At 70.4% G+C, this 13,115-nt stretch carries 11 protein-coding genes; 6 read left to right on the top strand and 5 right to left on the bottom strand.

Annotated features, from left to right (window positions below):
• The first annotated feature begins 166 nt into the window (after positions 1-166).
• From GT007_RS00180 to GT007_RS00170, 3 genes are read left to right on the top strand one after another with little or no spacing between them, the layout of a single operon-like run.
• Positions 167-1,420, top strand: coding sequence for a phytanoyl-CoA dioxygenase family protein (locus tag GT007_RS00180; RefSeq protein ID WP_160119549.1), 1,254 nt, complete (start codon positions 167-169; stop codon positions 1,418-1,420).
• Positions 1,421-1,424: 4 nt separating this feature from the next.
• Positions 1,425-2,480: a malate/lactate/ureidoglycolate dehydrogenase gene (locus tag GT007_RS00175; protein ID WP_160119548.1), complete on the top strand. Its 1,056-nt coding sequence runs from the start codon at positions 1,425-1,427 to the stop codon at positions 2,478-2,480.
• Entirely contained in the window at positions 2,477-3,559 is a 1,083-nt protein-coding gene (locus GT007_RS00170) for an aminotransferase class V-fold PLP-dependent enzyme (RefSeq protein ID WP_160119547.1), read from the top strand. Before GT007_RS00175 ends, GT007_RS00170 begins: the two co-directional genes overlap by 4 nt.
• Positions 3,560-3,604: 45 nt before the next feature.
• Here GT007_RS00170 and GT007_RS00165 read toward each other — a convergent pair whose 3' ends face one another.
• The 5 genes from GT007_RS00165 to folK all read right to left on the bottom strand — a co-directional run bounded on the left by GT007_RS00165 (position 3,605) and on the right by folK (position 9,361).
• Positions 3,605-5,044: an NAD-dependent succinate-semialdehyde dehydrogenase gene (locus tag GT007_RS00165; protein WP_160119546.1), complete on the bottom strand. Its 1,440-nt coding sequence runs from the start codon at positions 5,042-5,044 to the stop codon at positions 3,605-3,607.
• A 54-nt stretch (positions 5,045-5,098) separates the two neighbouring features.
• Positions 5,099-6,052, bottom strand: coding sequence for a tripartite tricarboxylate transporter substrate binding protein (locus GT007_RS00160; protein WP_160119545.1), 954 nt, complete (start codon positions 6,050-6,052; stop codon positions 5,099-5,101).
• A gap of 46 nt (positions 6,053-6,098) precedes the next feature.
• Positions 6,099-8,327, bottom strand: coding sequence for a RelA/SpoT family protein (locus tag GT007_RS00155; RefSeq protein ID WP_236571415.1), 2,229 nt, complete (start codon positions 8,325-8,327; stop codon positions 6,099-6,101).
• A 73-nt stretch (positions 8,328-8,400) separates the two neighbouring features.
• On the bottom strand, positions 8,401-8,790 hold the full coding sequence (gene rpoZ / locus GT007_RS00150) for a DNA-directed RNA polymerase subunit omega (protein WP_160119543.1): 390 nt from the start codon (positions 8,788-8,790) through the stop codon (positions 8,401-8,403).
• Positions 8,791-8,866: 76 nt separating this feature from the next.
• Positions 8,867-9,361 (bottom strand): 2-amino-4-hydroxy-6-hydroxymethyldihydropteridine diphosphokinase, encoded by a 495-nt coding sequence (gene folK / locus GT007_RS00145; RefSeq protein ID WP_160119542.1) that lies wholly within the window; start codon positions 9,359-9,361, stop codon positions 8,867-8,869.
• Positions 9,362-9,493: 132 nt separating this feature from the next.
• Between folK and GT007_RS00140 the strand changes: the two genes are divergently transcribed.
• From GT007_RS00140 to GT007_RS00130, 3 genes are all read left to right on the top strand, one after another.
• Positions 9,494-10,444 carry a Bug family tripartite tricarboxylate transporter substrate binding protein gene (locus GT007_RS00140; protein WP_160119541.1) on the top strand — a complete coding sequence of 317 codons (951 nt, stop codon included), beginning with the start codon at positions 9,494-9,496 and terminating at the stop codon, positions 10,442-10,444.
• The gene (locus tag GT007_RS00135; RefSeq protein WP_160119540.1) at positions 10,444-11,406 is read left to right on the top strand and encodes a Bug family tripartite tricarboxylate transporter substrate binding protein; all 963 of its coding nucleotides are present in this window, start codon (positions 10,444-10,446) and stop codon (positions 11,404-11,406) included. The genes GT007_RS00140 and GT007_RS00135 overlap by 1 nt, the downstream gene beginning before the upstream one ends.
• Positions 11,407-11,472: 66 nt before the next feature.
• Complete coding sequence (locus tag GT007_RS00130) at positions 11,473-13,113, top strand: thiamine pyrophosphate-binding protein (RefSeq protein WP_160119539.1); 1,641 nt, start codon at positions 11,473-11,475, stop codon at positions 13,111-13,113.
• The last annotated feature ends 2 nt before the right edge of the window (positions 13,114-13,115 follow it).

Genomic DNA, 13,115 nt, shown 5'->3' with positions numbered 1-13,115 from the left:
GCAATGCTATACCTGAAGCCAGAGCGCCCGGGGATAGGGCAACGCCATAAGCCGTTGCGATGAATTGACCCTGGCGCAGCCGGGCGCCTAGTTTGCGGGCGGGCTGCCTCTCCCTCGGCAGGTGGCCCCGAGGCACTCAATTTCCACTGCTGGAGTTTTCCCCCGCATGCTGTTCGACATCGAGAACGCCACCCGCCAGACCCGGTTCAGGGGCCGTTTCGATGCCTTTTCCGATCGCTCCCTGGGGGGCTGGGCGTTGGACCCGCTGCATCCGCTGCGCCGCAGGCGCGTGCGGCTTGAAGTGGACCGCACCGTGGTGGAGGAAAAGCCCGCCGAGCAGTTCCGCCAGGACCTGCTGGATGCGGGGCTGGGCGATGGCTGCTGCGCCTTCACCTTCACCCTGCCCGATGGCCTGCGCGACGGCCGCCAGCATGTGGTGCGGTTGGTGGATGTGGAGCTGGGGCTGGATATTCCGGGCATGCCCTATCGCATCGGTACCGCGCCCTTCCTGGATGCCGCGGGGCTGGATGAGGGCAGCCCCTGGGTGGATACGCCCAATGCCGAGGCCCTGATCGACGCCGCCCTGGAACTGGGCGAGATCAACGAACGCATGGGCGCGGCGCTGACGCATTGGCGCCAGGAAGGCTTCCTGGTGCTGCGCTGGGCCTTCGCGCCCGCGCTGGCCGCCGCCGCCCTGCGGGATCTGACCACCTGCTGGACACAGCGCCTGCCGGTGCCCGTGCGCCCGCCCGCGGGCCCCGACATGCCCCTGCCGGACTGGCTGGCCCGCACCCCGGCGCGGGAGCTGGGCTTCGTCGATCTGCACGCGGCCTCCGCCGCCGTGGCCGGGATCGCGCTGGCCCAGCCGGTCACCGCCTTCCTGCGCCAGCTGTATCAGGAGGCTCCGGGGCTGGAGACCTCCCTGCTGCGGCTGGTGGCCCGGCCCGAGGCGCCGCGCCAGGCCTTTCCGTTCCACCACGGCCCGCGCGCCGGTTCCGTGGTGCGCGCCTTCGCCGCGCTGGAGGATGTGACCCCCGATGCCGGGCCCGTGGTGATCTGGCCGCGCTCCCACACCATGGCGCCGCTGGATTGCGGGCTGCGCAACGTGCTGCTGCTGGGCGAGGGCCCGCACCTGGCCAATTACGGAGAGACTGTGGCCTCCCTGGCCCGGGCGCGCGGTAGCCAGCCGGCGCCGCAGCTGCTCTCCAAGGGCGATGTGCTGCTGGTGCATCCCCGCCTGGTGGTGGAAACCCGCGCCGCGACCAACCCGGCCGCCACCCGCGCGATGCTCGAAAGCCGCTTCGTGCCGGCCTCGGCCCTGGCCTCCGGCGATTTGCCGCCGGCCAGCCTGCACGATGCCGTGTTCCACCCGCCCGCCCTGCCGGGCTTTCCCCATTCCCGTTTCCCGCTCGAAGGCTGACGCTATGCCCCGTATCGCCGACACCGACCTGACGGCGCTGGTCGCCGCCCTGCTGGAAAAAGTGGGCAGCGCCCCCACCGAGGCCGCCCAGGTCGCGGCCGACCTGGTGGCCGCCAACCTGAAGGGGCATGACAGCCACGGCGTGCAGCTGGTGCCGCGCTACATCCTCAACACCGAGGAAGGGCAGATCACCCCCAACGCCACCGTCACCCGGGCCTTTGGCGAGGGCCCGATCGGCGTGTTCGACGGGCATATGGGCTTTGGCCAGTCCACCGGGCGGCAGGTCACGGCCTGGGCCATCGAGACGGCGAAGGCCCAGGGCATTGCCATGCTGGGCATCCGCAACACCCACCATCTGGGCCGTATCGGCGCCTATGCCGAACAGGCGGCGGCGGCGGGCATGATCTCGCTGTTCTTCGTCAACGCCGTCTCCGGCCCGCCGGTGGTCTCGCCCTTCGGCGGCATGGATGGGCGGATGGGCACCAACCCGGTCTGCATCGGCATCCCCAAGGGCGAGGCGCCGCTGATCCTGGATTTCGCCACCAGCGCCATCGCCGTGGGCAAGGTGAAGGTGGCCTTCAACGCCGGCAAGCAGGTGCCCCCGGGCGCGCTGATCACCCATCTGGGCGAACCCAGCACCGACCCCGCCGTGATCTATGGCCCCGGGCCGCGCGGGGCGCTCGGCCCCTTCGGCGCGCATAAGGGCTATGGGCTGGCGCTGATCTGCGAGATCCTGGGCGGCGCGCTGACCGGCGGCGGCACCAACCCGCCCGCCGACCCGGCGCGCAAGGCCATCGTGAACGGCATGTTCGGCTTCGTGCTGGACCCGGCCCGCATGGGCAGCCTGCCCGCCTTCGCCGCCGAGGTGGAGGGCATCTGCCGCTATGTGCAGGAAAGCGCCTTCGGCCATGTGCTGCTGCCCGGCGACCCCGAGCGCCGCACCGCCCATCGCCGCCATGACGATGGCATCCCGCTGGACGACGTGACCTGGGGCGACTTGGTGGCCACCGCCACCCGGCTGGGCGTGCCGGTGCCCGCCACGCTGGAACCGGCCGCGTGACGCCGCTCTACCCGCCCGCGGCCTTCGGCGTGCCGCCGGGGGTGGCGCATCTGTGCGCGGGCGGGGAGCCACCCTTCCTGGAAAGCCACGCCCAGGCCTTCGCGCTGTATGCCCGGCACAAATCGGCGGGCTATGCCGGCCGCGACGCGCAGGGCGACGAAATCCTGCGCGTCCGCCGCCTGCTGGCCGAGGATTGGGGCGCGCAGGTCGAGGAAATCGGCTTCGTCTCCTCGGTGGCCGAGGGCGTGTCCATGCTGGCCGAGAGCATGGACCTCGCGGGCGGCAATGTGGTGGCCGCCGATATCGAATACCCCTCCATGATCGGCCCCTTCGCCCGGCTGCCGGGCGTCGAACTGCGCCTGGCCGAGGGGCTGGGCGGCATCGCGCAGATGGTGGACGCCAACACGCGGGTGATCCTGGCCTCCGACATCTCCAACCTGACCGGCGAGGCCGCCGATCTGGAAGGCTTGCGGGTGCTGGCCGACCGGGTGGGCGCGGCACTGGTGGTGGACCACACCCAGGCGGCGGGCTGGAAGCGCATCCGGGTGGGCATCGCCGATTTCGCCTTCAGCGCCTGCTACAAATGGCTGCTGGGCACCACGGGCATCGCGGTGGCGCATTGGAATCGGGCGCGCCAGCCGGATTGGGCGCCCAGCACCCAGGGCTGGTTCAGCGTGGCAACACCCACCGACTGGTCCGCGCCCAGGCTGAAGCCCGACGCCATGCGCTTCTGCCGGGGCAACCCGGCCTTCCTGCCGCTGTATGTGCTGGGCAATGCGCTGGATTTCGCGCGCGGCTACGATCCCGCCCAGGTCGAGGCCCATGTCCACAAACTGTCGGCCGATCTGCGCCAGGGCATGATCGCCGCCGGCATCACGCCCACCACCCCCGCGAATCACGGGGCGAATGTGTGCATGGCGCACCCGGAATCGGACGCCGTGGCGGCCGCGATGGCCGAGGATGGGGTGATGGCCTGGGGCGGGCGCGGGCGGCTGCGGTTTTCGCTGCACGCCTATAACGGCTCGGCGGATGTGGCCCAGGCGCTGGACGCGCTACAAAAGGCCCTGGCCAAAGTCTGAAAGAAAAGGCGCCCCACCTTTCCAGGCGGGGCGCCAGAGGGGGCCTTACAGCCCCGCCTGCGTCACGAACTTCGTGTTCAGGTAAGCCTCGATGGCGCCCGAGCCGCCCTCGGTGCCGTAGCCGCTGTCGCGCACGCCGCCGAAGGGCACTTCCGGCAGGGCCAGGCCCAGGTGGTTGATGGTCATCATGCCCACCTCGACGCTCGCCGCCAGCGCCTGCGCCGTGCGGGTGGAGGAGGTGAAGGCATAGCTGGCCAGGCCCCAGGGCAGGCGGTTGGCTTCCGTCACCACTTCGTCGAAGTCCTTGAAAGGACGCATGAAGGCGATGGGGCCGAAGGGCTCCTCGTTCATGCCCTTCAGCTCCGTGGTGGCGCCCGCGATCACCGTCGGCTCGAAGAAATAGCCCTTGTTGCCGATACGGTTGCCGCCGGTCACGACCTCGGCGCCCTTCTGCCGGGCATCGGCCACCAGGGATTCCATCACCGGCACGCGGCGGTCATTGGCCATCGGGCCCATGGTGGTGCCCTCCAGCATGCCGTCGCCCACCTTCAGCTTCTGGGTCTGCTCGACGAAGGTGGAGACGAAGCGGTCGTACACCTTCTCCTGCACCAGGAAGCGCGTCGGGCTGACGCAGACCTGGCCCGCGTTGCGGAACTTGGAGATGGCCATGATCTTGGCGGCACCCTCCACATCCGCGTCGTCGAACACCATCACCGGGGAATGCCCGCCGAGTTCCATCGTCGCGCGCTTCATGTGCTGGCCCGCGAGGCCCGCCAGCAGCTTGCCCACCGGGGTGGAGCCCGTGAAGGTGATCTTGCGGATGGTCGGGTGCGGGATCAGGTAGCCCGAGATCTCGGACGGCACGCCATAGACGAGGCTGATCACATCGCCCGGCACGCCGGCGTCGAGGAAGCAGCGGATCATCTCGGCGGGGGAGGCCGGGGTCTCCTCCGGCGCCTTCACGATGATGGAGCAGCCGGTGGACAGCGCCGCCGACAGCTTGCGGATCACCTGGTTGATCGGGAAGTTCCAGGGCGTGAAGGCGGCGACGGGGCCCACCGGCTCCTTGATCGCCAGCTGGTACACGTTGGGCGCGCGGGCCGGGATGATCTGGCCATAGGCGCGGCGGGTTTCCTCGGCGAACCAGTCGATGGTGTCGGCGCCGGCCATCACCTCCATCTTGGCTTCCGGCAGGGGCTTGCCCTGTTCCAGCGTCATGTAGCGGGCGATGGTGTCGGCGCGGCTGCGCAGCAGGTCGGCGGCCTTGCGCATCAGCTTGCCGCGCTCGAAGGCCGCGACCTTGCGCCAGGTGGCGAAGCCGCGCTCGGCGGCGGCCAGGGCGGCGTCCAGATCCGCCTTGGAGGCATGGGCGACGGTGCCGATCACTTCCTCATTGGCGGGGTTCAGCACGTCGATGGTCCGGCCATCGGCGGCGGGGCGCCATTCGCCGGCGATATGCAGCAGGGTGTTGGTGTAGTCGGCCATGGGTTATCTCCCGTTCTATACAGCGAGTCTGCACCAGTGCTGGTGAGGTGGCAATCAAGCCTCCCGCGACCAGGGGCGGCGGGCATAGAGCGCACGCACCCAGGCACCCTCGGCCAGCATCAGCTGGCGGAAATCCTCGCCCACCAGCGGGCGCAGCGGCATGGAGGCGCGCTCGGCCTCCATCACGAAGCGCGGGTCGGCGAAGGTCTGGCGGAAGGCGTCGCGCAGGCGCTCCACCAGCTCCGCCGGCATGCCCGGCGGGCCCACGATCCCGCGGGAGGAGCCGATGACCACATCGAAGCCCTGCTCCTTGAAGGTGGGCACATCCGCGGTGCCCGACCAGCGGGTGGCGGCGGCCTGGCCGAGGGCGCGGATCCGGCCCTCCCGCAGTAAGGCCGTGCCTTCGCCCATGTTGAAGCTGGCGACCTGAAGGGCACCCGTCAGCAGGTCCCGCTGGACCAGCGCCGTGCCGTTATAGGGCGCGTGCAGGGCGCGGATGTTGGCAGCTTCCTCCAGCGCCAGCAGCACCAGGTGGTCGTCGGAACCCACGCCGGCGGCGCTGCCGACCGAGACGCTCTCCGGCCGGCCGCGCAGGGCGCGGATCAGGTCGTCCAGGCTGCGCAGCGGGGAATCGGCGCGCACGAACAGGCCGGAGGGGTCCTCGACCACATTGGCGATGGCGGTGAAATCCTCGGCGCGCCAGCGGCAGGGGCGTTCCAGCGGCTGGGTCCAGATCGACAGGTTGCCGAGCGCGCCCAGCGTCAGCCCATCGGCGGCGGCGTTGAAGATCGCCTCATTGCCGATCTGGCCGGAGGCACCGGGCCGATTCACGAAGGCGAAGCGCATGCCGGGCAGCCGCGCGCCCGCATGCGCGAAGCCGAGGCGCGCCACGATATCGACGCCGCCGCCGGGCGGGTAGGGGATGATGACTTCGGTGGTGCGGCCTTGGGCCGAGGCGAGGGCGGGCGTGGCGAGCGGCGCGGCCAGCAGGGCGCGGCGTGTGGTCATGGGCTTCCTCCGTTTGGCGGCACGATAGCCGCAACGGAGGAAGCGGTCAGCCCTTCACGCGGTCCACCCGGATCACGCCCTGGCAGGCCCGAAGGGAGGCCATGATATCCGACAGGTGCCGCAGGTCGCGCACCTCGGCTTCCAGGGTGATGTCGATCTCATCCGGCCGGCGGGTGATGCGCAGGGCGTTCATGGTGCCCTTCTGGCTGGCCAGGGTGGTGGTGATGCCCGCCAGCACCGGGGGTTCGTTGGCGGCGGTCACATGCAGCTTGGCGGTGCGGGGCTCGGCCTGGCCGGGCGCCCAGCTGACCTCGAAGAAGCGCTCCGGCGTGGCGGCGAAGGCATCCAGGCTGTGGCATTCGCGCCGGTGGATGGTGATGGCGCGGCCGGTGTTGATGACGCCCACGATGGGCTCGCCCGGCACCGGGCAGCAGCAGCCCGCGAAGTTGATCGGCGTGCCCGGCGGCAGCCCGGCGATGCCGGTGCTGTCGATGCCCTCCACCTCGCGCTCGCCCCGCCCGGTCAGCAGGGGGCCGGCGCCCAGGCGGCCGCGCGGGCGGGCCAGCATCAGGGAGTCGGGCGAGCGGATGGGCCCGCGCAGTTCCGGCACGGCGGCGAACAGCACTTCGCGCGGGCCGATGGAACCCGACCCCACCGCGACATACAGGTCGTCGAGGGTGGCCTGCTTCAGCGGCTTCAGCGCCGGTTCCAGCAGCTTTTCCGAGAAATCCAGCCCATCCTGGCGGAAGGCCTTGGCGATGGCCGAGCGCCCGTCCTCACCGAACTTCTCGCGCTCGGCCGCCTGGGCGAAGCGGCGGATGCGCGCGCGGGCACGGCCGGTGACGACGAAGTTCATCCAGTCCGGGTTCGGCTTGCCGCCGCGGGTCGTGATGATCTCGATCTGGTCGCCGTTGGACAGCGGCTGGCGCAGCGGCATCACCTTGCCGTTCACCTTGGCGCCGACGCAGGTGTCGCCCACCTGGCTGTGCACGCGATAGGCGAAGTCGATGGGGGTGGCGCCGCGCGGCAGTTCGAACAGCTCGCCCTTGGGCGTGAAGACGAAGACGCTGTCGGTGTGCAGTTCCAGCTTGGTGTTTTCGAGAACGTCCTGCGGGTCGGCCGCGTTCTCGATGATCTCGACCAGCGCCTTCATCCAGGGGTAGCGGCGCGGGCCGCCGCCCTCCATGGCGCCCTGCTTGTACACCCAATGCGCGGCCACGCCGTATTCCGCGACCTCATGCATCGCGCGGGTGCGGATCTGCACCTCGATCTTGGCGTGGCGCTTGGCCGGCACCGTCACGCCCGTGTGCAGGGACTGGTAGCCGTTGGCCTTGGGGGTGGAGATGTAGTCCTTGAAGCGCCCGGGGATGACCCGATAGGCATCGTGCAGCGCGCCGAGGGCCGCGTAGCACTGGGATTTTTCCTCGACCAGCAGGCGGAAGGCCATGACATCGGACAGCGCCTCGAAGGTCACGTCCTTGGCCTTCATCTTGCGCCAGATGGAGTAGGGGGATTTCTGCCGCCCCTGCACCTCCAGCGCATGCAGCCCGTGCTTTTCCAGCACTTCGGCGATGTCCTTCTCGATCTCGCCGATCAGGTCCGCCGATTGGCCGCGCAGGAAGGTCAGGCGGGACTGGATGCCCTGCCAGGCCTCCGGGTTCAGTTCGCGGAAGGAGAGGTTTTCGAGCTCGGTCTTGAAGCGCTCCAGGCCGATGCGTTCGGCCAGCGGGGCGTAGATGTCCAGCGTCTCACGCGCGGTGCGGGCCCGTTTTTCCGGGTTGGGCACGTGATGCAGCGTCTGCATGTTGTGCAGCCGGTCCGCCAGTTTGACCAGCAGGACGCGGATGTCCTCGCTGACGGCCACCAGTAGCTTGCGCAGGTTTTCGGCCTGCTTGGTGCGCTCGCTCTGCACCTCGATGCGGGAGAGCTTGGTGACGCCATCCACCAGCTTCGCGACCTCGGCGCCGAAACGGCGCTGGATCTCGGGCAGCTTGTGCTCGGTGTCCTCCACCACATCGTGCAGCAGGGCCGTGGCGATGGTGGCGGTGTCGAGCTTGTAGTTGGACAGGATGCCCGCCACCGCGACCGGGTGGATGATATAGGGCTCGCCATTCTTGCGGGCCTGCTGGGCATGGGCCTCGGCCGCGAAGCGCGCGGCCTCCACGATCACGTCGCGGTCCAGGCGGGGGTCCGCGTCGGCGGCGCGGTTGGCGAAGGCGAGGGCTTCGATCAGGCCGGGAATGACCGGCGGGGGCGTGGTTGCCCCCGCGGCCAAGCTGGTGCCTTCCGGGGCTCTCGGTGCCCGGTCGGCGGTGGGATGCGGGTCCGCGCCCGGCACCCCGGGCGCCTTACTGGTCGTCGCCGAAGAGTTCGGCGCCGATCGCGGCCTCGATGTCCACGCCTTCCTCGGGGCTGTCGCCGCCCGGAAGTTCCTCGTTCACGTCCATCACGCCGAAGATGTTCTCGTCGGTCGCGATCAGGTCCATCACCTCGTCCTCGACGGGCTCGGGCTCCGGCGCGCGGGACAGGGACTTGATCAGGTCGGCTTCCAGGTTCGGCAGCTCGACCGTCTGCTCCGCGATTTCGCGCAGGGCGACGACGGGGTTCTTGTCATTGTCGCGGTCCAGGGTCAGGCTCTCACCGCGGCTGATGTTGCGGGCGCGCTGCGCGGCGTAGAGAACCAGCTCGAAGCGGTTCGGAACCTGAAGAATGCAGTCCTCAACGGTAACGCGGGCCATGGGTACTCCTGTGCGCCAATGCGGCGCCGATGCTCAAACCTCCAGATAGCCACGCGCGCCCCGAAAGGCAAGCCGATCAGGCCGGAAGCGGGTGAAGTTCCTGTGGCGGCAGCGCTTTCAGCAGCGCGCCGGCCGGGCCCAGCAGGGGGTGGCGCCAGTCGGGGGCCACCTCCAGCAGCGGTTCCAGCACGAAGCGGCGGTCCTGCATGCGGGGGTGCGGCAGGATCAGCCCCGGGCCGGGGCGCACGATGTCATCATAGGCCAGCAGGTCCAGGTCCAGCGTGCGGGGCGCGTTGGGATAGGGGCGGGCGCGGTGGAACCGGTCCTCGATGCCATGCAGGGCGGCCAGCAGGGCGTCGGGGTCCAACGTGCCCTCCAGCCGGGCCACGCCGTTCACGAACCAGGGCGCGCCGGGCATGGGCGGGATGGGCGCGCTTTCCCACCAGCGGGAGAGGGCCGCCAGCCGCATGCCGGGAATGGCGTCCAGCGCCGCCGCCGCCGCGCGGCAACTGGCCAGCGGCGCGCCGCCATCGGGGCCGGGCAGGTTGGCGCCTATGCCGATCAGGATCATGCGGCCCGCCGTAGCGCGCCCGCCCGCGCCGCGCAAACCACATTGGCCCTTGCCTCGGGCGCCGCGCCGCACAACGATGCGATCACAAAGACAGGCGCGAGCCCATCGCGCCACGGAGGAAATTGGATGAGAATGACCCGCCGTGGGGCCTTGGCCCTGCCGTGCTCGCTGTTGGCCGCCCCCGCTCTGGCGCAGAACTGGCCCGACCGGCCCATCCGCATGGTCATCGCCTTCCCGGCGGGCTCGGTGACGGACACGCTGTTCCGCAACCTGGCCGAGCCGCTGAGCCATGTGCTGGGCCAGCCGGTGGTCATCGAGAATCGGCCGGGCGGCAACGGCGTGGTGGGCACCATAGCGGCCAAGACGGCCCCCGCCGACGGCCATACCTGGGTGGTGCTGTCGGTCACCAACGGCGCGCTGAACCCCTATATGGTGCGCAGCCTGGGCTATGACCCGCTGAACGACTTCACCCATATCGGCCAGGTCGCGGAGGCGCCGTACCTGCTGGTGTCGCCGATGAACGGCGCCACCTCGGTGGCTGATCTGATCGAGCGCGCCAAGGCACGCCCCGGCCAGCTGACCTTCAGCTACGGCAACTACTCCTCGCTGATCGCCAGCGCGCAGATGAACCGCACGGCGGGCGTCACCATGACCTCGGTGCCCTATCGCGGGGGCCCCGAGGCGCTGACCGACGTGATGGCGGGCCGGATCGACAGCACCTTCACCGACTTCGCCAACGGCATGGCCCAGGTGCGGGAGGGCCGCGTGCGGGCGCTGGGCGTCACCACGGCCCAGCCCTTCGCGCTGGCGCCCGAGATCCCGCCGGTGGGTGCCTCAGTGCCTGGCTTCTCGCTGACCGTGTGGTTCGGGCTGGCCACCAACAACCCGGCACCCGCTGGCATGCAGGCGCGCGCCAATGCCGCGCTGAACCGCGTGCTGGCCGACCCCGAGGTGGGCGCCCGCCTGGCCCGCCTGGGCTACACCCCCACACCGGGCACGGTGGACCACGCCAAGACCTTCCTGGGCAGCGAGATCACGCGCTATGCCGAACTCGCCGCCGCTGTGGGGCTGGAGCGCCAGTGATGTTCCGGCGCGGCTTCCTGGCGGCGCCGCTGCTGCTGGCGGCCCCGGCGCTGGCGCAAGGCTGGTCGCCGACCCGCCCCATCCGCCTGGTCGTGCCCTTCGCGGCGGGTGGGGCGGCCGACAACGGCGCGCGCGCCATTGGTGCCCGCATGGCCGAGACCCTGGGCCAGCCCGTGCTGGTGGAAAACCGTGGCGGCGGGGCAGGGGCCATCGCCGCCAACGCGGTGGCCGAGGCGGCACCCGATGGCCACACCCTGCTCTGGGCCGGGCAGGCGGTGATCACCACCAACCCGCATCTCTATTCGCGGCTGAGCTATGACCCGGCGGCCTTCGTGCCGATTTCCAATGGAACCCGGCTGCCGCTGGTGCTGCATGTGCATCCGAGCTTCCCAGCCCGGACCCTGGCCGAATGGGTGGCCAAGGTGAAGGCCGAGCCGGGCCAGCACGCCTATGGCACCGTGGGGCGCGGCGGCATGACCCACGTCTTCGCGGAGCAGGCGGAGGCCATCATGGGGCTCGACCTGCAGGATGTGCCGTATCGCGGCTCGGGGCCCATGCTGTCCGATGCGGTCGCGGGCAATGTGAAGATGTGCTTCGACGGCGTGCTGCCGGCCATCAACAACCACCGTGCCGGGCAGCTGCGTATCCTGGCCGTCAGTTCCGAACGGCGGCTGGAGGCGGCGCCCGACATCCCGACCTTCGCCGAGCAGGGCTGGCCGCAGCTGACGGCCTATCTGTGGTTCGGGCTGTTCGGGCTGCGGGGTATGCCGGCGGGGGCGGTGGAGCGCCTGTCCGCCGCGGTGCAGGAGGCCGCGCGCCGGCCGGATATCCGCGAGCGCATGGCGCGCGACGGTGCGGAACCCGTGGGCAGCACACCCCAGGAATTCGGCAATCTGGTCGAACATGAAAGCGCGCTATGGGGGGAAGTGATCCGGCGTGCCAATATCCGGCTGACGGATTGAGGAGCGCTTCCCCAGCTGCGCAAGCGGGTGCACAGTTCTTCCCATAACAAATAGGGAAGAAACGCCATGGCCTATACGGTGGGTGAACTCGTGGCCGAGTTCCTGCCGGCGGTGGGTGTGAACACCGCCTTCGGCATTGTCTCCGTGCACAATATTCCGATGCTGGACGCGCTCAGCCAGCGCAACGCCGTGCGTTACGTGATGGCGCGCGGCGAGATGGGCGGGGCCCATATGGCCGATGCCTATGCCCGGGTGGCGGGGCATCTGGGGGTGGTGTTCACCTCCACGGGGCCCGGGGCGGCCAATGCGGTGCCCGGGCTGGTCGAGGCGCGCTTCGCCGGCAGCCCGGTGCTGCACATCACCGGCCAGACCGCCACGCGCTTCATCGACCGCGACATGGGCACGGTGCATGACGTGCCGGGCCAGACGGACATGCTGGGCGCGGTGTGCAAGCGCGCCTTCCGCGTGCGCGCCCCACAGGAGGCCCTGGCCACCCTGATGGCCGCCGCCACCGCCGCCCTGACGCCCCCGCGCGGGCCCGTCAGCGTGGAAATCCCGATCGACATCCAGCGCATGGAGGTCGCGCGGCCGGACTGGGCGAACATCGCCCTCAACATCCCGCCCGCGCCGCCGCCGGAGCCCCATGGCCTGGCCGCCGCCATCGCCGCGCTGCAGCAGGCCAAGCGCCCCATGCTGTGGCTGGGCAATGGCGCCAAGGGCGCGCGGGAGGCCGCGCTGCGCCTGCTGGACCTCGGCTTCGGTGCCGTCACCTCCTGGAACGGGCGCGGCGTGATCGCGGAGGATGATCCGCGCACGCTGGGCGGGCTGCATGGCGCGGGTGCGCCGCCGGTGGCCGAATTCTATGGCAGTTGCGACGCGCTGCTGGTGGTGGGCAGCCGCCTGCGCGGGCATGAGACGCTGGACTTCGCCCTGAAGCTGCCCAAGCCCCTGATCCATGTGGACATCGACCCGGCGGCGAATGGCCGCACCTATCCGGCCGATGTGTTCGTGCAGGGCGACGCGGCCCTGACGATGCATGCCATCGCCGATGCGCTGGAAGCCAAGCCGCCCGAATTCCAGCGCGACCTGGCCGCGCTGAAGGCCAGGGCGGTGGCCGAATTCGCTGCCACCCTCGGCCCGTATGAGAGCTTCCCCGCCACCCTGCGCGCGGTGATGCCCAAGGATGCGCTGTGGGTGCGCGATGTCACGATCAGCAACTCCGCCTGGGGCAACCGCATCTTTCCGGTGCTGGGGCCGCGTGACGCGGTGCATCCGGTGGGGGCGGCGATCGGGCCCGGGCTGCCGCTGGGCATCGGTGCGGCGCTGGCGGGCAATGGCCGCAAGGCCATCGCCATGGTGGGCGATGGCGGCTTCGCCGTGAACCTGCCGGAGCTGTGGACGGCGGTGCAGGAGCAGGCCGAGCTGGTCATCATGGTGATGAACGACAAGGGCTATGGCGTGATCCGGCACATCCAGGATTACGCGGCCGGCCGCCGCTTCTATCACGACCTGAAGGGGCCGGACCTGATGGCGCTGGCGGCACTGGCCGGGCTGCCGGGGATGCGCGTGGCCAGCATCGAGGCATTCGGCCCGACGCTGGAAAAGGCCTTTGCCACCAAGGGCCCCGTGCTGGTCGAGATCGATATGAGCGTGATCGGCGAGCACCCGCCCTACGCGCCCTATAACCAGGTGCGCAAGGCGGGGTAGCC

Origin of the sequence: Rhodovarius lipocyclicus (assembly GCF_009900765.1) — a bacterium.
Classification (GTDB): domain Bacteria; phylum Pseudomonadota; class Alphaproteobacteria; order Acetobacterales; family Acetobacteraceae; genus Rhodovarius; species Rhodovarius lipocyclicus.
This window is presented reverse-complemented; position numbering and strand designations above follow the sequence as displayed.